This is a genomic window from Actinomycetota bacterium, assembly GCA_041658565.1.
Taxonomy (GTDB): domain Bacteria; phylum Actinomycetota; class AC-67; order AC-67; family AC-67; genus JBAZZY01.
On sequence record JBAZZY010000003.1, the window covers coordinates 111,264 to 133,298 of the forward strand.

Below are 22,035 nucleotides of genomic sequence, written 5' to 3' on the forward strand. Positions count from 1 at the left end.
GGGGCGGTACCCTGTGTCCCATGCCTGAGCGCAAGAAGCCGTTGAAGCCTGTCCCCGCGCGCGCCGCCGCGAAGAAGCCCGTGCCGAAGAAGCCCGCGCCGAAGAAGCCCGCGGCCGCCGCGAAGAAGCCCGTGCCGAAGAAATCTGCAGCCGCCGCGAAGAAACCCGTGCCGAAGAAGCCTGCGGCCGCCGCGAAGAAGCCCGTGCCGAAGAAATCTGCAGCCGCAGTCGGGAAGCCGGCCGCGGCTGCGAAGAAGTCCACCCCGGCTCCGAGGAAGCCGGCCGCCGTGGTGGAGAAACCCGCCGCGGAGAAACCCGCCGCGGAGAAACCTGCAGCGCGGGAGTCGCGCGCGCCGGCAGTTGGGGCGGCCAGCGTCTCTTCTACTCGTCCGGTCGCGGTCGCACCGGGCGCGCGCGAGAGCATCGCGACGCCGTACGTGTACCGCCTGCCCGTTGCGGAACCTCAGGACTCGTCCGACGTCCCAGACGATTCCACCCCGGCCCCGGACGCGCCTTCGGCTTTGGATGGGGCCCCGCCCCGCACCTGGGAGGAGCCGGCGGCGGCGGCGCTCGCGGGAGTTCTGGCGATCTTGGTCCTGGTGCCTTGGTACTCGGCCGGCTCGCTCAGCGTTAGCGGCTGGGCGTCGGGAACCTGGGGACCGGTCGTGTTCTTCCTCGCTCTTGCCGCAGTCGGAGTCATTGCGCTGCGCCGGTTGAATGCCCCCGTCCGCTTTCCGGTCGAGTCCGGACTCGTGGTCGAAGCCGTCGCATGGGTGTCGATTGTGGGGCTGTTCATCAAGCGATTCATGCGCGTCAAGGCTGGGGCGACGGGCTTCACGCTCGGTGTGACTCGGGGACAGACGATTGCGTTGTTCGTCGCGGTGGGGCTTGCGCTGGTCGCAGGCCGTTTGTCGACGAACGCGCCGATAATGATCCGTCCGGGCTGGTTCCGTGATCGTGAAGGCAAGATCGGTGTGGCGATTCTCGGGGTTGCACTGGCGGTCGGGCTCATCTTCGGCTTTACGAATTCGGCATTCCCCGGTCAGCCGCAGTCGCAGGCGGGAGCCGTGAACCCCAACGTGCGGCAGGTTACCGGGATGCCCAAGTGCGGCAAGGACATGAGATTCCCCGTCCCGGCGGGCGTGACCGCCACCAGCGGTTACGACATCAAGGGTTCGCCGACTTGCGTGATGACGTTCTCGTCGAGTTCGTTGACGCTCAGCAAGATGTACTCGAGATTTGTTGCGGCGCTTCGTAAGGCGGGCTGGAGCGTCACGTCCTCGCCGGCGCTGCAGACGACGCGGGTCCTGTCTTTGACCAAGCCGAAGTGCGGCCAGATGACGTTCATCGAGGGCCAAAGCGGTGCGACATCGGCCACCGCGAGTCCAAAGGCAAGTCCGGCGAAGAAAGTCCGCACGGCAACAGTGTGGGTCGGACCCTGTGCCTCCCCGGCCCCCAGCCGCTAGAAGTCGGCGCAGCCGCTATGCGTTGGCGCGCGCCAGCGCGCGCATCATCTCGCTGCGCGTGTCGTGCCCGGCCGACAGGAACGACACGACGAGTTCGGTAGCGCCGGCTTCGGCGAAGGCGGCCAGTCGCTCGCGCACGCGGCCCTCGTCGCCGATGATCGAGACTTGGTCGACCAGCGCGTCGGGCGTAGCCGCGATGGCGCCTGCCTTGTCGCCGCCGAGGAACAACTCCTGCACTCGCAGCGCTTCCTCGACGAAGCCGTAGCGTTGCACCAACTGGTTGTAGAAGTTCTTGTCGCGCGATCCCATTCCGCCGATGTAGAAGCCGATGATCAGGCGCGCGGCGTCCAGGCCCGTGGCCCGGTCGCCGACGAAGACCGGTGCGAAGGGCGCCACGCGCAGCGGCCCGAGCGACGCGTCGCGCGCGGCAGCGCCGGCGGCGAGCGACTCCCCAAACACCTCATCGGCATGCTCGGTCGAGAATGGGAACGGCAGCCAGCCGTCGGCGACCTCGGCCGTCATCTCGACGTTTTTCGGCCCGAGTGCGGCGACGAAGACCGGCAGGTCCGCCCGCACCACGGGGTTGAGCATCTTGAGGCCCTTGGTAAGCGTGAAGACTTTGCCTTCGTGGTAGACCTTTTCGCCCGACCAGATCTTGCGACAGATCTCGATGATCTCGCGCGTGCGCTGCACCGGCCGGTCGTAGGTGACACCGTGCCATCCTTCGATCACCTGTGGTCCGCTTGCGCCGACACCCAAGATCATTCGTCCCCCGGAAAGCTGGTCGAGCGAGGCGGCCGTCGTTGCCAGCAGCGCCGGCGTGCGCGCGTAGATCTGCGCGATGTTTGTCCCAACCTTGATGGTCGAGGTCGCGCATGCGATCTGCGTCAGCGTGGTGAAGACGTCGTAGGTGTAGACCTCGGAGCACCAGATGCAGTCGTAGCCCAAATCCTCGGCTTCGCGGGCAAGCGCGATCATGCCCTGGCGATCGTGCATCTCCGTGTAGGGAATCTCAATTCCGATTTTCAGCGCCATAATCGGGGCAGCCTACACGCTCGTCCCGGAGCCACCCAAGCGCGCGCTTAAGTGACGTCGCGGCGTTGAAAGACCGCCGCCGCGATCACCAGAGAAACGAGGCCGTACGTCGCCACGATCAGCGCCGCTTGCGCCGGTGTTCTGCCTTCGATGATCCCGAGTTCGGTCTTCCCGCCGACCCACACGATGGAGTTCCCGACGAACAGCCACGGCCGCAAGCGCGGGATGATCGCGCCGAGGAAGCCGCCGTCGATGAGCGATAGGTAGACGAATCCGATCCCGAGCGCCGCCGCGGTGTTCCGTCCGATCATTCCAATGGCGAACCCAATGCCGGCCCCGACGGCGGCCAGAAGGGTCCCCCGGGCGAGCACGCCGGCCAGCGACCAAACCCAGTCCGGATCGACGCCGGACATGGTCCCGCGCGCAAGTCCTGCCGGAAGCAGGGCGAACGCCAAGAGCACTTGCGCCGCGACGTATACGACGACGCCGACCACTATCGCCGCGAGCGCCTTGGTCGTGAACACTCGGAGGCGGCGGGGCTCCCACGTCAGCAGCGTGGCCATCGTTCCCGCGCGCCACTCTGCTCCGGCGAAGGAAGCCGCGAGGATCCACGCGAGCATCAGCAGCGGGATCGATATCCCCATGAATGCCTCATCGAGCGAGCTGTAACGGTAGGGTTTGGGGAAGTCCAGCTCCGGTCCGATTCCCGCCCGAGGGTCGAACATGCAGAACTCCTGCCGGCCGGCAGAGTTTGCGGCCGGAATCGGAGGCTCAAGTGGCAGTCGGTCGGAAGGAGCGTCGGTCTGGGGCAGCTCCACCGGGCCGACCTCGCCGCGTACGCATTGCTGGACGAGGAAACCACGCGCGAAGAGTGCCCTATTTTGTGCAGGAGTTGTATTGCCGTGCGTTAGGTACACGGTGAGTCCGGCCATAGTGACGGCGAGGAACACCAGTGCCGAAAGAGCCATCAGAGTGCGCCGCGCGAAGTTGCGTCGCAGTTCGACCGCGAGCAGAGCCCTCATGCGCCACCCCCGGCAGGTACGCCGCACACCGTGCAGAACTTCCCGGCAATGGTTTCCGATCCACATGCCGGACAGGTCAGTGTCGCCGGATCGGCGTCCTTGGTCAGATCGAGGAAAACGCTTTCCAGGCTCGCCTCGATCGGCCGGAGTTCAGAGACGAACATGTCGCGCGCGGCCAGCGCGCGCGTGATATCGGCCGCGCGCTCGGGCGCGATCTCTACCCGGATTCCACCGTCGGGCTCGGTGCGCGCGTCGAACCCGGCGTCGCGCAGAACCCGCATGCCCGACGCGGGATCTTCGACGCGAACCACAACTGCGCTTTCGCCGCGCGCCAGGACCTCGTGCACGGTCCCGGTGGCGATGCAGCGGCCGTGGGACAAGATGGCGACCTGGTCGCACACCTGCTGCACTTCGCCGAGTTGATGACTCGACAGGAATACGGTGCGACCTTCGTTGCCCAGCGATCGGATGAGATCTCGAACTTCCTTGATCCCGGCCGGGTCCAACCCGTTCGCCGGCTCGTCCAGGATGAGCACCTCGGGATCCTTCAGCAGCGCCGCGGCGATACCGAGCCGTTGGCGCATGCCGAGCGAGTAGGTCTTTACCGGATCGTCGGCGCGCGCCGCCAGACCGACGCGATCGAGCATCGCGTCAACGCGCGTGTCGGGGATCGCGAAGGCGCGCGCCAGCAGACGAAGATTCCGCCGGCCCGAAAACGTCGGAAAAGCGGCCGGTGCTTCGACGATCGATCCGACACGGGGTGCGACCGTATGTAAGTCTCCAGGCCCGGCGCCGAGCAGTCTCGTGCGGCCCTCTGTGGGGGCGACCATTCCAAGGAGGCAACGAATCGTCGTCGTCTTGCCCGATCCGTTGGGTCCGAGGAATCCGAAGACCCCACCGCGCGGCACCGAGAAGCTGAGGTCATCGACGGCGAGCGTGTGACCTCGCCGTACCGAGCGGTAGGTCTTGCGAAGGTGTTCGGCCTCGATCACCGGCATAGCGGTTACCACGCCGGTGGGCGCCGGTCGGCCCACGGCCGCGCGCGCTCCAGTTGTGCGGACACCGCAAGGACCGTTCGCTCGTCGGCCGCCCGGCCCACGATCTGTACGCCGACCGGCATGCCGCCGGGGGAGAAGCCCGCCGGAACGTTCGCCGCCGGCTGTCCGGTGACGTTGAACGGCCAGGTCCAGCAGAGCCACTCGCGGTAGTCCTCCCAAGCTTTGGTCATGTCTGCGGCGATCTCGCCGATCGGCGGAGCCGGGCGCGACAGCGTTGGAGTGATCAGCACGTCGAAGTCTTCCCAGAACGCCAACACGCGGCGCGAATGAGCGTGCATGCGACGCAGAGCGCGCGCGTAGTCCACCGCCGAGACGTAGGGGGCGACGTCGAAGATCAACCGAGTGCGGTCCTCCAGCAACTCGAGTTGCTCGGTAGTGAGTTCCATCCCGCCGATGCCGATAGTCGTGACGACGACGAACGGCTCTTCCAGCGGCAGCAGGTCGGGTTGCGCTTCGGTCACTTGGTGGCCCATCGCTGCGAGCAGCTCTGCTGTTTCGCGCACCGCGTTCTCGCACGCCGCGTCCATCGGTAATCCGTTGCGCGCGTAGGCCACCGCGACACGCAGCCGCGGTTCTTCCCGGGTGGCCGAAAGGAAAGATTGCTCGGGCGGCGGCGCCCAGTAGGGGTCGCCGGTAGCGGGTCCCGCCGTCGCGTCGAGAAACGCCGCCGCGTCCGCGACTGTGCGCGTGATCGGGCCGTAGACGTCCAGGCCTCCCCACTCCTCGGAGAGCAGCGGGCCCATCGAGATGCGCGCGCGCGCCGGCTTGATGCCGTAGACGCCACAGCAGAAGGACGGAATGCGGATGCTGCCGCCTCCGTCGGAGGCTTGGTTGAGTGGAGTGAAACCCAGTGCCGCCGAGACTCCGGCGCCGCCGCTGGATCCCCCGGAGGTCCGTTCGGTGTTCCACGGGTTGCGCGTCGCGCCGAACAGATCGCTCTCGGTTGTCGGGCGGTTCCCGAACTCCGAGGACGTGGTGGTCGCGACAAGGATTGCTCCTGCGTCCTTCAGGCGTCGCACGACGTGGGCGTCGACTCCGGGGCGCGCGCCTGCGAACGCGCGCGAGCCTTGGTTGCTCGGTCCATCGGCGATAGCGCAAAGGTCTTTGGCGGTGAACGGGACACCTTCCAGTGGTCGCGGCGAAGCGCCGGAGGCGAGACGCTTCTCGGCCGCGCGCGCGTCTTCTAAGGCGAGTTCGTCCCGAAGCCACGCGATCGCGTTGACTGCCGGGTTGCGTTCGTCGATACGCGTGAGCGCACCTTCGACCGCCGCTACCGGCGACAACTCGCCGCGCGCGACCGCCTCCGCGGTCTGGATCGCCGACATGCCGTGCAACTCCATGTCCTCATCCTCTCTCGCCGAGGCGTCGCTGCGCCGATCTTACGGGACCGACCTTGTTTCAATCAGGGCGGCGCACCGTTCGATGCCCCGGTGCATCGCAGTCGGCATCGAGGGCTCCGCCCTTTTCCATGCGCGCCGCAACAGGTTCCCCGCCACGCCTGGAGGAAACGCAACGCCGTCGAGACGATGGCTGATTTCCGTGCCGCCCTGCGCGCGTGCGATCTCTATGCTCCACCGGAACTCGATTGCGCCAAAAAGGCCGGCCGGGCGCGCGCGCGTAGTCCACGCGATAAGTGCCTCCGGCTCGGTTCGAGTGATCACGGTCTCGTCTCGGCTCGCCCGCGCTCCGGCGATGCGTCCGCGCGCGCGAACGCGTGAGCCGGGTCGCAAGGCTCCGGTGACCGGCGCGCGCAGGTGTGTCGCCTCGATCCATCCGGGCAGCGCCGTCGGATCGCACAGCACAGCCCAGGCGGTGTGTGGGTCGGCCGCGATCAAGCGGCGGACGACGTGATTCGGCGCGCGCTCGAGCCACCCAAGGACGTGATCGTCCAGGAACGTTTGTGACAGGTCGACGTCCCACGCGGCCTCGGCGAGAGCTTCGCGAAGGGGCGGTCCGGCAGTCTCGATCTCGCGGAGGGCTCGGCGCAGACGCAGGGTCGTCGCCGCACGCGGCCTGTCGACGGCGAGGGCCACCTCGTGTGCCGGGATACCGAGGAACGCATTCAGCACGACCTCGGTGCGAAGCGACGCGTCCATGGTTGCGAGTGCGGGGTGCGCGAAGGGGCCTTCGGCAGACACGGACTCCCGCGTCACCATGCCCATCAGCCACGGGCGAAAGGGCGACTCCGAGTGCAACTTCGGGAGATCCCGCCATACCGACAGCAGCGATGTGCGCAGCGCCGCCTCAGCGCGGGCTTGGTCTGCGCACAGCAAGAAGGCCAGCCGGAGTGCCGGCTCAGCCCAGAAGGTCGCCAGCGCCCTAAACGCCCGGCGGTCGCCGGCGCGGCAGCGCTCCAGCAGGTCGATCTCCTTCGAGATGTCGGCGGTCTCCAAACGTGAGCCCTGACCTTTGTTTGTGCGGATGGCTTGCGGAAACCTATCGCGCGCGGCGCTTGATCGCGCGCAGGAGCATGGATCCGTGTCGGCGGCGCGCTAGATCGACGCGGCGAAAACCTCGACCGCAGCGTGGGGGTCGGCGAGCACGAGCAGGTCCTCCTCGGCGAATCCTGCCCAGTAAGTCGGATGTCCGGAAGCGATGCGAGGGTCGGCTATGAACTCAACCACGGGGAGGCCGACGATGAGGAATCCGGCCGTCTCGGCCGCGCGCACGAGGGCGCGCGCCATGCGATCCTCGGCTCCGGCCGGCATCCAGACGCGGTCGGAGGGTTCCATGTGCACGACATACCGGGTGGGGACCGAAGGGACTCCGAGGCCGGCGAGGAATCGGCGGCCGAGCATTACCTCGACGAGTGCTTCTTCGACGTCGCGCGGCAACAGGCGACCTTTCGGAACCAGATGTCCCAAAAGGTCGCAAGGTTCCGTATCGCTGTTTCTTCCGCGGTTGCCCAACATCCCCACTCATCGTATTCCCCGCGTTGGGCGCTTTTCCTACCCGGATGCCGTTTCTCCCGGAATGCCCGTAATCTCGTTTTGGGGATGCTTCGCGAGGACGCACGCAAAACGGGGGGCCGAAGCCCCCCGTTTTGCGCAAGACCGTCGATCAGGGAATCCAGAGACCCTCGAAATACTCGGCCGCCAGAGTCGGCTGCGCGGTCCAGCCGTCGTCGATTCCCGGGTTCTTCGGGTCGAACAGCGAGAACGTCCCACACGCGTCGGTGACTCCGTACGTCGCCGATGGACACAGCAAGACCATGCCGTCAAAGCGGAACGTGCGCGCGCCGCCGACCGGGCTGAAGTTCCCGAAGGAGACAACTCCCGAGTCGAGGGCCCCGGCGGTGGCGGTGCTCGCCCCTGCGAAAACGTCGGCCTTGGCCCCAACCGCGGGATTCCACCGCACGAACTCACCCTGCTTGGTGTCGAAGTCGACGAACAGCATGAATGCCGGTCCGGTGAAGGCGGCACCGCCGCCGTTGCCGCGGAAGTCCTGGTACTCGACGAACGACACCGGCCATTCCTTGTGCGTGACCATGACCTGCCAGTAGCTCATCCCGGGAGCGACGAGCTTCGCCGTGGGGGCGGAAGGGTCACAGGTCGCGCCCTCGGGGCGCACGACACCGCCTGAGTCCTTGTCGCACTTCCCGTCGGTGCGAACCCCGTTGGCGTACACGGTCACCAGCGCCACGTCGTACTTCGCGTCGGTGTCGTTTGTGATGCCGCCGGCGGAGTTGGACAGTGGGAAGTTGAGCTGGACCGAACATGTTGGTGCCGTGCCGTCGGGGCCGCAGGGCACCCTGGAGTCGAAGTCCGGGTTCGGGACCTTCTCCCCGTTGACCAGGATGGGGTTGTTGGCCTCGTCCACCATGTACTTCTGTGTCACCAAGTACTCGAAGTGGCGGCTGTCCTGATTCCCGGGTTCGGCCACGATCAGGACGTATCCCTTGACTGTGTTGTTCGCGCTTACGATCGCCGGGCGACTCCAGTCGAACTTGATGCCGTCGGCGCCGCGAACCAGACCGAACGAGCACGCCGAACCTCCGCACAACTCCGGCGTCGACGGACCGCTCAGTCGTCCGAAGTCGAAGGTGTCCTTGCCCGGGGGAGCGGTCACTGTGAGCTTGTGCTCGAGGGTGTTGGAGACGAACTTGTCGCTCTTGCAGCCCGTCGTCGCTCCCGCGTCGATGCTCTCTTCGCATCCCGAGAAGACGCCTCGCACCTTGTAGGCGCCCGGAGTGGCCGGTGTGCGGCTGAAGTACTCGGGCGCCTTCTTGCCGGTCGTCGCGTTGATGTTCCAGTTCCCGGAGGTTTGCGACGGCAGCGTGAGGTTGTGCGTCAGGATGCTCGCCTCTTGCTCGCTCAAATACGTGTTCTTGTACACCGGCGCGAAGTCCAATGAGACCCGCCAGTCAAACTCGGCGTCGGAGTCGGGGAGCTTCGTTACTGTGAATGGGAGCAAGAACTCGTGGGAGCCAGCGTCAATGTCGTTGTTGCGCAGATACATACACAGCGTTGCCGTCTGCGCAGGCGCGTCCCACTTCAGGAACGCTACGCTGGGATTGCGCTTGTCGCTGCCGGACGGGTTTCGATACCCGTATTCGTAGGAGGAGGATCCCACCCGGACCTTCATCCCGACACCCCCGCCGAGGCCTTCAGCGTTCGTGACCGAGCTGGGGGTGCCTGCACTGATTATCGAGGGCGGGCTGCTGACGGTGTAGATATCCGTGCAGGATGCAGCCGGGGCGCCCGACGACGTCTCCGCCGGCTTCAGCGCAGCGAACGTGAAACCCCAGCCTTTGGGAAGGTAGTAGTCGGCCTTCATCGCAGGCTTGGCTTTATCCGCCTGACCCGTGCGGAATGTGACGCTGGAAGGAACTCCGGCGTACGGATACTCGGTGCCGACCGACATGGAAACGTTCATCGACTCGCTGTAGCTGCCGACGGCCAGGTTGGGGAGAGCAATCGCGGCGCCGAGAACAGCCGCGGCCAACCGCAGTCGTTTTCTCGAGGGTGTCATTGGTGTTCCTCCGGTTCTCATGGCCGTCAGAAGGGCAGAACCCACGTTGTGGATTCGGTGATAACCGGGCGGGCCCATGCGTCGGTCACGGTGACCACGATTCTGTAGGACTCGCCCGGAGTGTTCGGCTCGAAGTCGTCGATTCGAAGCGTGGTGCCCCATGAGGCGCGCGGCCCCGAACGTGGTCCCAGGATTTCCATCGACGTTTGCCCGTTGCGGAGCGTCATCGGCGTTTCGCCCAGGAAGATCTGAAGGCGCGCGCCCGCAATCTCCGACGCGATCCCCCCCGAAGACGCGACCATATCCTCGATTCGGCCGCTAACCTGGGCTTCACTGGTGGCTCCGTACACCTGGATCGAGCACGTGGTCATTCTTGCCGGACCGACGAGGATCGACATGTCGTTGTCGTCGGGGCAGGCGTTGACGGGATCCGGATACTGCTGGCGGTGAAGCGAACGGGGCGTGCCGCAGCCCAACGACCCGCCTTGCCCTCCGATCTCGCCTTGGAACAACTCCGGGTTGTGGCACCACTGCCCCGGCGGCCACTTCTGACTGCTCAACGCCGGGGAAACTGTGTCGCGCGGCGTTCCGGCGTACTTGGTGATGGTCTGGCTTTGCGTGATCGCCTTGCCGTTGACGCGCGCGGTCGTCGCCACGGTCAGTGGCGAGGCGCCCAGTTTGCTCAAGTAGGTGAGTTTGCCGGCGTCGTCGGCGGGGAAGGCATCCGGGGCCACGAGCGGCTTCCAGTCCTGGTCGAGGTCGACCAGGTGGCGCCCCAACTGGGTGACCTGGATCTCAGCGTTGAAGTCCCCGGCCTTGGGGCCGGAGCCAGGCTCGTCGACGGGGTAGACCGTGGCGGTCTTCGACAGGGCTGTGCCGGTGTCGTCGGTGACAACTACTTCGACGTAGCCTCTAAGCATTCCGTCGGAATCGGCAAGTCCCTTGACGTTGCCGCGGACGTAGATAAAGCCCTTCTCGCCGCGCCCCAATGCGTCGGAGTTGGCGAAGAGAACCTTCGTGTCGTCCCAAGGCGTGTTCGAGGCGTTCTGGCGAGCGTCTCCGAAGACGTTGAGGACGGTGAACGAGGGGTCGTCGGCGTGTGCCGCCCCCGGAACGAAGGTTGCGATCATGGAGACAAGGAGGGCTTTCCAGCCTGCCTTCCGCCAGTTCATCCTGGCCGCTCCTTTCATACGGGCGGGGCCGCCGGACGGCCGCCGTCCCGATCTGCGGGATGGTTTAGTTTGGGTGTTGCTGATCAAGTTCGACCCATGTTGCGGTCTTCCTGCTGTTTTACACGCTACGTACGGTGTATCCCGTTCCGCTTCGTCCCTTTCGGCCGATATAAGGTGCACTGCTTCGTCGGTTCGGGGCAGGTTTGGGCGTCCGGCCCGAATTGGTTGCTTCCGTCAGCCCACCGGTACACTCGGGCCTTCACGTGTCTTTTTCACGGATGGGGGAGAGTCCATGGATTTCCGGGACACACCAGATGAAGCCGCGTTTCGCAAGGAGATTCGGGACTGGCTCGAGGCCAACCTGACCGGGGAACTGGCTCAGGGGCACGCTGGGACCGACGAGACGCGAGTCGACGAGCTTCGCGCGTGGCAAGCCAAGCTCCACCAAGGTGGCTGGGCCGGCGTGTCGTGGCCGAAGCAGTTCGGGGGCAGGGGAGCCTCCTTGATCGAGCAGGCGATCTTCTATCAGGAGATGGCCAGGACGAAGGCCCCTTCGCCACTCAACGTTATTGGGATCGGCATGGCCGGCCCGACGATCATCGCGCACGGCACCGACGAGCAGAAGGCTCGCTTCCTGCCCAAGATCTTGTCGGCTGAGGAGATCTGGTGTCAGGGGTTCTCCGAACCGGAGGCGGGAAGCGACCTCGGGTCGTTGCGCGCCACCGCCGTTGAGGACGGCGAGCACTACATCATCAACGGCCAGAAGGTCTGGACGACGCTCGCGCACATCGCGCAGTGGTGCATCTTCCTCGCGCGCACCGACCCGTCGGCTCCCAAGCACAAGGGAATCTCGTACTTCCTGGTGGACATGAGTTCTCCGGGCGTGGAGGTGCGCCCCTTGGTCCAGATCAGCGGACAGGCTGAGTTCAACGAGTTGTTCATGACGGACGTTCGCGTTCCCAAGGAGAACCTCCTTGGCCGTCCGGGCGACGGGTGGAACATCGCCATGACCACCTTGATGCACGAGCGCGGAACTCTTGGGTTCGCGCTCTCCGTGCAGGCGCGCATCGCGCTCGATGAGGCGATTGCGCTCGCGAAGCGCACCATCCGCAACGGGCGTCCCGCCATCGAGGACCCGGTCGTGCGTCAGCGCTTGGCGCAGGCGCACGTCGAGATCGAAGCGATGCGTCTGACCAACTACCGCGGCCTCAGCACCATCATGCGCACCGGGATCCCCGGGCCAGAGGGTTCGCTCGGTAAGTTGCTGTGGTCCGAGTCGGTCCAGCGTTTGAACGATCTCGTGATCGAGTTGCTTGGGCCTTCGGGTCTGTTGACGGAGTCCGATAGCGATCCTGCGGTCGCCCGCTGGCAATTCGCTCACCTTCGCGGGCGCGGACACACGATCGAGGCCGGCACCAGCGAGATTCTTCGGAACATCATCGCCGAGCGCGTGCTCGGTCTTCCACGGTTGCGGTAGGAGGGACGACGATGGACTTTAGCTTTACGAGTGACCAGGAAACGCTGCGCGCTTCTGTGCGCGAGGTGCTCACCGACAAGTCCGGTCCCGCCGCGTACCGTGCGGCGATGGCGTCGACGGACGGGTGCGACACCGCGCTTTGGAAGATCGTCGGCGAGCTGGGATGGACGGGCGTCGGGATCGCCGAGGAACACGGTGGTCTCGGTTTGGGGATGATCGAGCTTTGCATCTTGCATGAGGAGTTGGGGCGCGCAGTGGCGGCCGTGCCGTTCTTCTCGACCGTCGGCCTCGCGGCTCAGGTCGTTGAGCAGGCCGAGCCGTCGGACGCGCGCAGCGCGTTCCTCGCCGGTGTGGCCGCCGGCGAGATCCGCGCGACGCTGGCGTTCGGGGGCGCAGCCTTCGACGTGCGCGACACAACGGTCGAGGCGGCTCCGGCTGCGAACGGGTCGTGGACGTTGTCGGGGCGGGCTTCTCTGGTTCCGGAGGCGCACCTGGCCGACCGGATCGTGACCTCCGCGCGCACCGCGAGCGGCGAACTCATGCTGTTCGTGGTTCCCGCGTCGGCGCTTCCTGCGGCACCTCGTCCCGAGGCGTCGCTTGATGGAGGCCGGCGTTTGGCCGACGTGGACTTCACCGGCGTCTCGGTGCAGGCCGACGCCGTTCTGGGATCTGCGGACGAGGTGCTTGCCCGCGGAATCGAGCGCGCGGCAGTGCTTCTGGGCGCCGAGGCTGTCGGCGTGGCCACCGTCGCGCTCGAGATGTCGGTCGCCTACACCCGCGAGCGGGAGCAGTTCGGTCGTCCGATCGGTGCGTATCAGGCCATCAGTCACACGTTGTCGGATGTCCTGCTCTGGAACGAAACCGCGCGCAGCCACGTTTACTACGCGGCCTGGGCGGCTGAAGAGGGAACACCGGACGCGCGCATCGCCGCGGCGACGGCGAAGGCGGCGGCGGCAGACGCCGCGCGCATCGCCACCGCCGACGGGATCCAGGTACACGGTGGGATCGGATTCACCTGGGAACACGATCTGCATCTGTACTACCGGCGGGCGAAGTTCGACGAGTTGTACCTCGGTGATGCCGGGGTGTGGCGCGAGCGGATCGCCTCGGTGCTCGCTGCGTCGTAACTTCAGGAAGTGGTTCAGCCGAAGAAGGAGGCGCGCGCGCCGTGGGCCGGCCGGGAGACCGACCCCGAGCGGACCAAGCGCGCGCGCGCCGTCCTTCGGCTGTTGCGAAAGGAGTACCCCGGCGCCAAGACGGCTCTGGTGCACCGCAGCCCCTTCGAGTTGCTCGTGGCGACGGTGCTGAGCGCGCAGTCCACCGATCGCACGGTCAACGAGATCACGCCGGGCCTGTTCGCGAAGTACTCCGGCCCTCGCGCGTTCCTGGCTTCGGCGCCGGGGGAGTTGGAGCAGGACATCCACCGGTCGGGGTTCTTCAATCAGAAAGCGAAGTCGATTCGCGGCCTGTGCCGTGGATTGCTCGATGAGTTCGACGGCGAGGTCCCGCGCACGATGGCGGAGTTGACGCGGTTGCCGGGCGTGGCGCGCAAGACTGCGAACGTGGTGCTTTCGAACGCGTTCGGGATCAACGACGGGATCGCGGTCGACACGCACGTGCATCGGTTGTCGTGGCGGTTGGCGCTCAGCGACGCGGACGACCCGGTGAAGGTCGAGCGGGACCTGATGGCGATGTTTCCGCGCGCGCGTTGGGCCGACGTCACCCATGTGCTGATCGAGCACGGCCGTGCCGTGTGCGGTGCTCGCGCACCGCGATGCGAGGACTGCGTGGTCAACGCGAAGTGCCCGTCCTCGCGCGCGCCGGGCGCAGCCGTTTAGACTCTCGCCCGTGCGCATCTACACGAAGACCGGAGACGACGGCACGACGGGCTTGCTCTACGGCGGGCGTCTGGACAAATGTGACTTGCGCGTCGAGGCCTACGGCGCCTCGGACGAGGCGGTCGCGGTGCTCGGAGTTGCGCGCGCCACCACGCGCGACGCCGGACTGCGCGAGACGATCCTTGGATTGCAGCGCGAACTGTTCGTTGTCGGCGCTGAACTTGCGACCGCACGCGAGAATTGGTCGAAACTTTCGCCGGTCAAGGGGACGAAGGTCACCGCGGGGATGGTCGACGCGCTCGAGGAGTTGATCGACGATTACTCGCGCCGCACGCAGATGCCGAAGGAGTTCGTCGTGCCCGGCGAGACGACGGCGAGCGCAGCGCTCGACGTTGCGCGCGCGGTCATTCGTCGGTGTGAGCGGCGATGCGTCGCACTTCAGCGAGCCGGGGAACTCAGCGACGACGAAGTCGTGCGTTACCTCAATCGTCTGGCCGACTTGCTGTTCGTGCTCGCGCGCCACGAAGAGGGCGGGTACACGCCGTTGCGTGAAACTGGTGAGCAGAGTCCGGACTAGCGGTAGGAGTGCTCGGGGCCGGGGTACTCGCCGGCGGTAACCTCATCGGCGTAGCGCCGCGCCGCGTCGCTGATCGCGGTCCGCAGATCCGCGTAACGCTTGACGAACTTCGGACCCTCGCCCGCCGTGATTCCGAGCAAGTCGTTGACGACCAGCACTTGCGCGTCGCACGCGGGTCCTGCCCCGATGCCGATCGTCGGGATCGACAGAGCCTGGGTGATGCGCGCGGCGAGGTCGGCCGGCACGCACTCCAACACGAGCGCGAACGCTCCCGCGTCGGCCAGTTCCTTGCTCCAGGCGAGGATCGACTCCTGCTGTTCTTCGGTGCGCCCTTGCACCTTGTATCCGCCGAAGGAGTGCACCGACTGCGGCGTGAGGCCGAGGTGTCCCATCACGGGAACGCCCGACGCCGACAGCGACGACACCAGGTCGATTTGTGGGCCTTCGAGTTTGACCGCGTGGGCGCAACCTTCCTTCAGGAACCGCATCGCGTTGCGCATCCCGTCCTCGCGCGAGGACTGGTAACTGCCGAAGGGCATGTCTCCGACGACGAGGGCATTGCGCGCGCCGCGCGCGACGGCGCGCGTGTGGTGCAGCATCTCGTCCATGGTCACAGGGATCGTCGTGTCGTAGCCAAGCACCACTTGTGCCAGCGAGTCGCCGACAAGCAGCACGGGAATGCCGGCTTCGTCGAGGATCTGTGCGGTGGGGAAGTCGTAGGCGGTCAGCATCACGAACTTCTCACCGCGAGCTTTGCGTGCGGCGAGGTCGTGGATCGAAACGGGCATCGCAACGTCTCCTTCCTCGCGGCCCTCGCGGTGTTCACCGGTCACGGGGTCCACGGGTTCTCGCGCGATCATGCCAGGCTCCGGAGAGCTTTGCCACAGTTCAGCCGGCCATGTTCGACTCGATCGATCCGCCGATCATTGCTGCGATGGCATCGGCATCGACGGCGGACGGGAACAAGCGTCCTTGCCCGAGCAGGCAGCCGAGGGCGACGAGGTTGTTCCGCTGCTCCTCGCGCGCGACGCCGTCTGCAACAACGATGGCCCCGAGGGTGGCTGCGAGTTTGATGATGCCTCGTGGGAGCGCAGAGGCTTCCGCCCCGCGGTCGATCCGGTCCACCAGCGAAGAGCCGATGACCAGGATGTCGCTTGGCACGCTCTCCAGTGCCTGCAGGCCTAGGCCGCCGGTGCCGAACTCCGCGATGGCGATACGCACGCCCCGCGAGTGCATCTCGGCCAGCATGGCGCGAGACGCCTCCGAAGAACGCCCAAGCTCGGACTCGCGGATTTCGAGTATGAGGTCTTTTGGCGAAAGCGGCCCAGTGTCGAGGGCTTGGCTGATCTCGTTTATGAGGCCGGCGTGCACGAGGTGGCGAGTCGACGTTGCCGCCCAAACCGCCGGGGAGTCGGCGCCCATCCTCTCCCGCCAGACGCGGGCGTCGGCAACAGCGGTCGACAGCGTCCACACGCTGAGTTTCTCCCCCAGGCCTCCTTGTTCGGCGAGCGGAAGGAAGTCCTCATGCGACAGCACTCCGCGCCGCGCATGGTGCCAGCACAAGCGCGGGCGGACCCCAACGATCGCGCGCGTCCGCATGTCCACGATCGGCTCGTAGACCAATGCCATGTCCTGCAAGCCGGAGGCAACCGACTGGTGCAGGTCGGTCAACAGATCCAGTTGGCCCGCAGTGTCCCCGTAGGATCGCTCGTAGGTCTCGTAGCGACCCTTGCCCATTCGTTTGGCCGCGTACATCGCGACGTCGGCGTCGCGAAGAATGGAGTCCCGCGTTTGGTTGTGGCGAGCGATTGCGACGCCGATGCTGGCGCGCGCTTGGATCTGCCGGCCGCGCAGTACGAAAGGCTCGTCAAGCGCCGTGAGTATTCGACCTGCTACTTCGCCGGCCTTCTCCGGTGCGGGAATCCCTTCGAGCAGCACTGCGAACTCGTCGCCGCCGAAGCGCGCGATTGTGTCCTCAGTGCGCAGGCATCCGCGTAGCCGGTCGGCGACGGCGATCAGGACCTGGTCGCCTGCGGCGTGTCCGAGCGTGTCGTTGATCACCTTGAAGTCATCGATGTCCAGGAACACCACGGCGAGTCCCTCGCTCCCGCGTCGGCGCCGGATGAGAGCGTGGTCGAGGCGGTCCTGGAACAGAATGCGGTTTCCCAGTCGCGTGAGCGGGTCGTGCAAGGCCTGGTACACGAGCCGGTTCTCGAGCGCGAGCCGATCGCGCAACGAGAGGAGTTGGCGCGCGAGTAGCAGCACGACGAGCAGTACCCCGGTGAGGTACACGACGAGATCTAGGTGCGACACGACAACGACGCCTGCGAGCCCGACTGCGAGGATCGCGGTAACAGGCGGGAGCATGGTTCCGACTCCCGTTTCGGGACTTTCGTTGAGCAAGCTCGATTCGAACTCGCGGTTCGGGTTCACCGAGCCCAGAGCGATCAGCGCGAAGGCTGCTGCGCGCGCGAGGGAAAAGAGCACGTTGTCCTCGGCGAGCCTGTTTGCCGCGAGCAGAATCGCGAATGTGTCCGCACCGGCGAGCAGCGCGGCGCCTCCGGCCGTCAGAAGTACCGGGACCTGACCTCGGATTCGGCGTTTCAGGGCGACGAAGACCGCGCTCGCCAACAACGCCCCGGCTGCGGCCGGGTACGCGAGGCCGACGACGCGCTCGATGAGGGCGCTCGACGAGGTGTGTAGCAGATCGTGCAAAGGGAGCGCCCAAGATGTCAGTGCGAGTGCCGAGCCGACAGTCAGGGCGTCGAGCAGCGTGCGCAACGACGGGTGCGTGCGGGCGCGCGCAGGTTGCAGGGCGATGATGCCTGCGATCAGCAGGGCGACCCCGCTCAGTCGGGCGGCATTGGCGACCCATGCCGGCACCGAGTGTGGGGCGGCGAGCGCAACGGTGCCGATCGCGTACGTCAGAGTTCCGGACGCCAGCAGATTCCACGGCCGACCGACGCGGGCCGCGGTGCTCTGCGCGCGACGCGCGCAGAGCACCGCGGCTGCCAACGCCGCACAAGCGGCGATCCTGGTCGCCGCCTGCGTCCGGTCTGTGATCCCGAAGCCGAGTGAGACCGCGCCCAGAATCAGCGCCACGATCACCGGCAAGCGGGCAAAGCGAATACGCACGATGAAGCCCCCCCGCGAGGCATTTGTTCGGTTCCCCAGGTGTATCGGTGTCCGGGGAGGGGGCCTTTACCAGTTCGGTGAAGGAATGTCCCGAATCGTGGAGTTGGGGTGGTCAGGCGTTCAGTGCGCGCGCCACGTCCCGGATCGACACCATGCCGACGACCCGGCCGTCTTCGAGCACCGGCAGGTGGCGGAACGAGCCTTCAATCATTGCGGCGAGGGCTTCTTGAACCTCGGCACCCGGGTCGATCGTGCGGGGGTTCTTAGTCATCCACTCCGCGACCGGGCGCACCGGGGCGTCGTGGGTGTTCGAGAGCGCCCGCACAACGTCGCGCTCGGTGAAGATGCCGACCATGTGATCGTTCTCGAACACGACGACGGATCCGACGCGGTGTTCGCCCATCAGCGTTGCGGCTTCACCGAGTGTCGCTTCAGCCTCGGCCACCGTGAGGGTGGTGCTCATGATCTCGCGTATCTTCATCGCCGGATCCTCCTTTCGTCGGACGGTCCCGGCTGCCGGAACCGGTTTGTGATCGGGAGCCTCCAATCCTTTCCAAACGCGCGATGCGTGATCTTGATTCCCGGCGGGGCCTGGCGGCGCTTGTACTCACTGCCGTCGATCATGTCCACGACGGTGCGAACCGCCGCTTCGTCGAAGCCGGCCTTGATCATTTCCCGCACGGATCGATCGTCTTCGACGTAGGCCGCAAGGATCGGGTCGAGCGTCTCGTACGGCGGCAAAGAGTCGGTGTCGAGTTGTCCGGGGCGCAGTTCCGCCGAGGGAGGCTTGGTGAAGACCCGCTCGGGGATCGCGGTGAGCCCGTATGCGTTTCGCCACGCGCACAATTCGTACACCAGTGTCTTGGGGACGTCCTTGAGCACCGCGAAGCCCCCGGCCATGTCGCCGTACAGCGTCGAGTATCCGGCGGCCAGCTCGCTCTTGTTCCCCGTCGTGAGCACCAGATGGCCGAACTTGTTGGAGAAGGTCATCAAGATCGTGCCGCGCACGCGCGCCTGCAGGTTCTCCTCGGCGAGCCCCGGAGTGGTGTCGGCGAAGGTCTCGTCTAGGGTCTCAAGGAAGGCTTCGTACGCATCGACGATCGGGATCACGCGGAAATCGATGCCGAGGTTCCTCGCGAGTTCCTGTGCGTCGGCGAGGGACTCGTCCGAGGAGATCGCACTGGGCATTGCAACTCCGGTGACGTGCTCGGCCCCGACCGCGTCGGCGGCCACGACGGCGGTGAGCGAGGAGTCGATGCCTCCCGAGAGCCCGAGAACGACGTCGGTGAACCCGTTCTTGCGGGCGTAGTCCCGCGTGCCGAGCACGAGCGCTTCGTAGACCTCCTCGACCGGACTTGCTGCCGTGCGTGCGCGTCGCGGCGGCAAGTCCGGACGCTTCGGCGGTTTCGCAGGCGCGCGCGAGATCTCGACGACCTTTGTGCGCGCGCGCAGGGCCTTGGCGCGCGCCGGCAGCTCCAGGTCTACCACGATGAGGTCTTGTTCGAACTGCGAGCCGCGCGCGAGAAGCCGTCCGCGCGCGTCGTAGGCGAGCGAGTCGCCGTCGAACACCAACTCGTCCTGGCCGCCGACGGTCTGCACGTACAGGAACGCAACCTTGTTGTCGCGCGCGCGCTGGCGGAACAGCACTTGGCGCTCGAAAGATTTGTTGACGTGGTAGGGCGACGCGTTGATGTTCAAGACGACCTCTGCGCCGCGGCGCGCGACCTCGCGCACAGGACCGTCTCCGGTCCAGGCATCCTCGCACACCGTTACGCCGATCTGAACGCCGCGCACCACGAAGATGGGGTAGTCGCTGCCGGACGCGAAGTAGCGCTTCTCGTCGAACACCCCGTAGTTGGGGAGAAGGACCTTGCTGTAGGTGCCGCGCACTCGTCCGCCCGACAGAACGGCGGCCGAGTTGTAGAGCAATCCATCGTCGCCGCGGTCAACGAAACCGACCACGGCGGTCGCGCCCCGCAGCTCCTTCGCCAGAGTGGCCAGCGACTCGAGGTTCCCGCGCACGAAGGCCGGCTTCAGAAGCAGATCCTCCGGTGGGTATCCCGTGAGCACCAGTTCGGGGAAGGCAACCAAATCCGCCCCCGCCTTGACGGCGCGCGCGAAGAACTTGGACACCAGCTCAGCGTTTCCAGGCAGATCGCCCACCGTGGGATTGACCTGCGCCAGGGCAACTCGAAGGCTTCTCACAACATCGCCACGCTACCAGGTCCGGGGCGGCCATCCCTTGTCAGGCGGTTATAACGACGTTAGACTCGGCTTATGAAGCGCAAGCTCACCAAGATTGGGAACTCGTGGGGGCTTATCCTCTCGCGAGAAATGTTGGAACTCCTGGGCATCCGCGAGGGGGCCGACGTCGAAGTAGAGTTGGCCGGCAACACGCTGGTCGTCACCGCGCCCAAGTCCGATCGAGGCGACGTCGAGGCCGGTCTGGCGTACCTCGCGTCGAAGCGCGAGCGCGCCGAGGTGTACCGGCGCCTTGCCAAGTGAGTTCCTGACGACTCGGTTCGTCCTGGCGATCCATCGGGACTTGATCGACACGTTCGGTGGCTCTCCGGGCGTTCGCGATGAAGGCTTGCTCGAGTCAGCCCTGGCGCAGCCCCAAGCGACCGCAGGGGGTCGGCTGCTGCATCGAACTGTTTTTGATCAGGCGGCGGCATACCTCTTCCATGTCTGTGCTAATCACCCGTTCATCGATGGGAACAAACGGGCCGGCTTCGCGGCGATGGACACTTTCCTACGTCGGAATGGTTACCGCCTTGTCCTGGGAGATGAAGACGCCTACCGACTTGCGCTGGGCGTGGCGGAGGGGACGATCGGCAAGCGGGAAGTGTCCTCTAGGCTGCGAAGGAACTGTGAACGCTCACAGTAATGCTGTTTGCATGATCGGGACCCGGGTAGACTGCGGCGCGTGAGCGATCAAAGAGATGCCCAGGTTGCGTACGTGCTGCGTACGGTGGAGGAGCGGGACATCCGTTTCATCCGGCTGTGGTTCACCGATGTTCTCGGGTTCCTGAAGTCCTTCGCGATCATGCCTGCGGAGCTAGAAGACGCTTTCGCCAAGGGGATGGGCTTCGACGGTTCGGCCATCGAGGGCTTTGCGCGCGTGACCGAATCCGACATGGTGGCGATCCCGGATCCCGCGACGTTCCAGGTGCTGCCGGCGATGGGCGGCTCATCGATTCTCGAGGCGCGCATGTTCTGCGAGGTGGCCTCGCCCGACGGCACGGCGTTCCCCGGCGACCCGCGACTGGTGCTGCGACGCAACCTCGAGCGCGCGCGCGAGATGGGCTTCACGTTCTACGTGCATCCCGAGATCGAGTTCTTCTTGTTTCGCTCGCCACACAATCCCGAGCCGCTTGATTCCGGCGGCTACTTCGACATGACACCGCTGGACACTGCACAGGACTTCCGGCGCGAGGCCATTCAAACGCTCGAGCAAATGGGGATCTCGGTCGAGTACTCGCACCACGAGGTCGCTCCTTCGCAGCACGAGATCGACTTGCGCTTCGCCGACGCGCTGACGATGGCCGACAACATCATGACCTACCGCCTGATCGTCAAGGAGGTCGCACAGCAGCAGGGCGTGCACGCGACCTTCATGCCCAAGCCGACCCAGGGGCAGTGGGGAAGCGGCATGCATACGCACGTGTCGCTGTTCGAGGGCGACCGCAACGCGTTTCACGATCCGAAGGACCCTGCGCATTTGTCCGTCGTCGGCCGCAGGTTCGTCGCGGGACTTCTTCGGCACGGGCGCGAGATCACGCCGGTGCTGAACCAGTGGGTGAACTCCTACAAGCGACTGATCCCGGGGTATGAGGCGCCGGCCTACGTGTGTTGGTCGCGTCACGTGCGTGGCGCGTTTGTGCGAGTGCCGGGCGCGAAGCCGTCGAAGGCCGCGAGCACCCGCGTGGAAGTCCGCTCGCCGGACCCCGCGTGCAACCCGTACCTTGCGTTCAGCGTGATCCTTGCCGCCGGCTTGCGCGGGATTCAGGAGGGTTACGAGCTTCCGGAGGAAGTCACCGAAGACGTCGACGCGATGAGTGCGGCCGATCGTGTCGCGCGCGGGATCGTTGCGCTTCCTGAGGACCTCGCCGACGCCGTGGACGAGATGGAGCGATCCGAGCTGGTTGCCGAAGCACTCGGTGAACACGTTTTCGAGGAGTTTCTGCGCAACAAGCGTCTGGAGTGGGAGTCGTACCGGGAGTACGTTTCCCCGTTCGAACTCCAGCGCTACTTGCCGATGCTCTGACCCCAAACGGCTGCCGG

The 22,035-nt window shown here is 66.0% G+C and carries 20 protein-coding genes; 8 read left to right on the forward strand and 12 right to left on the reverse strand.

Translation table 11 applies throughout. The annotated features are described in order from the left end of the window. Positions 1 to 20 precede the first annotated feature (20 nt). A complete protein-coding gene (locus WDA27_03805; GenBank protein ID MFA5890068.1) occupies positions 21 to 1,466 on the forward strand; it encodes a hypothetical protein in 1,446 nt (481 codons plus the stop codon). A 15-nt stretch (positions 1,467 to 1,481) separates the two neighbouring features. Here the strand turns inward: WDA27_03805 and WDA27_03810 are convergent, their stop codons facing one another. The 8 genes from WDA27_03810 to WDA27_03845 form a co-directional block, all read right to left on the reverse strand. Beyond that, on the reverse strand, positions 1,482 to 2,501 hold the full coding sequence (locus WDA27_03810; protein ID MFA5890069.1) for an LLM class F420-dependent oxidoreductase: 1,020 nt from the start codon (positions 2,499 to 2,501) through the stop codon (positions 1,482 to 1,484). A 47-nt stretch (positions 2,502 to 2,548) separates the two neighbouring features. Continuing rightward, on the reverse strand, positions 2,549 to 3,523 hold the full coding sequence (locus tag WDA27_03815; protein ID MFA5890070.1) for an ABC transporter permease subunit: 975 nt from the start codon (positions 3,521 to 3,523) through the stop codon (positions 2,549 to 2,551). Then, a complete protein-coding gene (locus WDA27_03820) occupies positions 3,520 to 4,557 on the reverse strand; it encodes an ABC transporter ATP-binding protein (protein ID MFA5890071.1) in 1,038 nt (345 codons plus the stop codon). Before WDA27_03820 ends, WDA27_03815 begins: the two co-directional genes overlap by 4 nt. Beyond that, the gene (locus WDA27_03825; protein MFA5890072.1) at positions 4,527 to 5,921 is read right to left on the reverse strand and encodes an amidase; all 1,395 of its coding nucleotides are present in this window, start codon (positions 5,919 to 5,921) and stop codon (positions 4,527 to 4,529) included. Before WDA27_03825 ends, WDA27_03820 begins: the two co-directional genes overlap by 31 nt. 39 nt (positions 5,922 to 5,960) lie before the next feature. Then, the gene (locus WDA27_03830) at positions 5,961 to 6,974 is read right to left on the reverse strand and encodes an SRPBCC family protein (GenBank protein MFA5890073.1); all 1,014 of its coding nucleotides are present in this window, start codon (positions 6,972 to 6,974) and stop codon (positions 5,961 to 5,963) included. A 99-nt stretch (positions 6,975 to 7,073) separates the two neighbouring features. Beyond that, on the reverse strand, positions 7,074 to 7,415 hold the full coding sequence (locus WDA27_03835; protein ID MFA5890074.1) for an FhaA domain-containing protein: 342 nt from the start codon (positions 7,413 to 7,415) through the stop codon (positions 7,074 to 7,076). A gap of 226 nt (positions 7,416 to 7,641) precedes the next feature. Next, positions 7,642 to 9,552: a hypothetical protein gene (locus WDA27_03840; protein MFA5890075.1), complete on the reverse strand. Its 1,911-nt coding sequence runs from the start codon at positions 9,550 to 9,552 to the stop codon at positions 7,642 to 7,644. 26 nt (positions 9,553 to 9,578) lie between these two features. Further along, entirely contained in the window at positions 9,579 to 10,724 is a 1,146-nt protein-coding gene (locus WDA27_03845; GenBank protein MFA5890076.1) for a hypothetical protein, read from the reverse strand. Positions 10,725 to 11,016: 292 nt separating this feature from the next. Here WDA27_03845 and WDA27_03850 point away from each other — a divergent pair, with 292 nt between their 5' ends. Genes WDA27_03850 through WDA27_03865 form a run of 4 tightly spaced genes read left to right on the forward strand, consistent with a single transcriptional unit; the run spans position 11,017 to position 14,616 of the window. Next, entirely contained in the window at positions 11,017 to 12,201 is a 1,185-nt protein-coding gene (locus tag WDA27_03850; GenBank protein MFA5890077.1) for an acyl-CoA dehydrogenase, read from the forward strand. A gap of 11 nt (positions 12,202 to 12,212) precedes the next feature. Continuing rightward, positions 12,213 to 13,328, forward strand: a complete 1,116-nt coding sequence (locus tag WDA27_03855) for an acyl-CoA dehydrogenase family protein (protein ID MFA5890078.1) — start codon at positions 12,213 to 12,215, stop codon at positions 13,326 to 13,328. Positions 13,329 to 13,337: 9 nt separating this feature from the next. Then, on the forward strand, positions 13,338 to 14,039 hold the full coding sequence (nth, locus tag WDA27_03860; GenBank protein MFA5890079.1) for an endonuclease III: 702 nt from the start codon (positions 13,338 to 13,340) through the stop codon (positions 14,037 to 14,039). 10 nt (positions 14,040 to 14,049) lie between these two features. Further along, on the forward strand, positions 14,050 to 14,616 hold the full coding sequence (locus WDA27_03865; protein MFA5890080.1) for a cob(I)yrinic acid a,c-diamide adenosyltransferase: 567 nt from the start codon (positions 14,050 to 14,052) through the stop codon (positions 14,614 to 14,616). Here the strand turns inward: WDA27_03865 and panB are convergent. From panB to WDA27_03885, 4 genes are all read right to left on the reverse strand, one after another. Then, positions 14,613 to 15,404, reverse strand: coding sequence for a 3-methyl-2-oxobutanoate hydroxymethyltransferase (gene panB, locus WDA27_03870; GenBank protein MFA5890081.1), 792 nt, complete (start codon positions 15,402 to 15,404; stop codon positions 14,613 to 14,615). The genes WDA27_03865 and panB overlap by 4 nt on opposite strands. Positions 15,405 to 15,504: 100 nt before the next feature. Beyond that, complete coding sequence (locus WDA27_03875) at positions 15,505 to 17,751, reverse strand: diguanylate cyclase (protein ID MFA5890082.1); 2,247 nt, start codon at positions 17,749 to 17,751, stop codon at positions 15,505 to 15,507. Between the two features lie 112 nt (positions 17,752 to 17,863). Further along, complete coding sequence (locus tag WDA27_03880; GenBank protein ID MFA5890083.1) at positions 17,864 to 18,232, reverse strand: CBS domain-containing protein; 369 nt, start codon at positions 18,230 to 18,232, stop codon at positions 17,864 to 17,866. Next, positions 18,229 to 19,956: an NAD+ synthase gene (locus WDA27_03885; GenBank protein ID MFA5890084.1), complete on the reverse strand. Its 1,728-nt coding sequence runs from the start codon at positions 19,954 to 19,956 to the stop codon at positions 18,229 to 18,231. The genes WDA27_03880 and WDA27_03885 overlap by 4 nt, the downstream gene beginning before the upstream one ends. Positions 19,957 to 20,028: 72 nt before the next feature. Here WDA27_03885 and WDA27_03890 point away from each other — a divergent pair, with 72 nt between their 5' ends. From WDA27_03890 to WDA27_03900, 3 genes are read left to right on the forward strand one after another with little or no spacing between them, the layout of a single operon-like run. Next, positions 20,029 to 20,256 carry a hypothetical protein gene (locus tag WDA27_03890; protein MFA5890085.1) on the forward strand — a complete coding sequence of 76 codons (228 nt, stop codon included), beginning with the start codon at positions 20,029 to 20,031 and terminating at the stop codon, positions 20,254 to 20,256. Then, complete coding sequence (locus WDA27_03895; GenBank protein ID MFA5890086.1) at positions 20,246 to 20,638, forward strand: type II toxin-antitoxin system death-on-curing family toxin; 393 nt, start codon at positions 20,246 to 20,248, stop codon at positions 20,636 to 20,638. The genes WDA27_03890 and WDA27_03895 overlap by 11 nt, the downstream gene beginning before the upstream one ends. Before the next feature lie 39 nt (positions 20,639 to 20,677). Then, positions 20,678 to 22,018 (forward strand): glutamine synthetase family protein, encoded by a 1,341-nt coding sequence (locus WDA27_03900; GenBank protein MFA5890087.1) that lies wholly within the window; start codon positions 20,678 to 20,680, stop codon positions 22,016 to 22,018. Positions 22,019 to 22,035 lie beyond the last annotated feature (17 nt).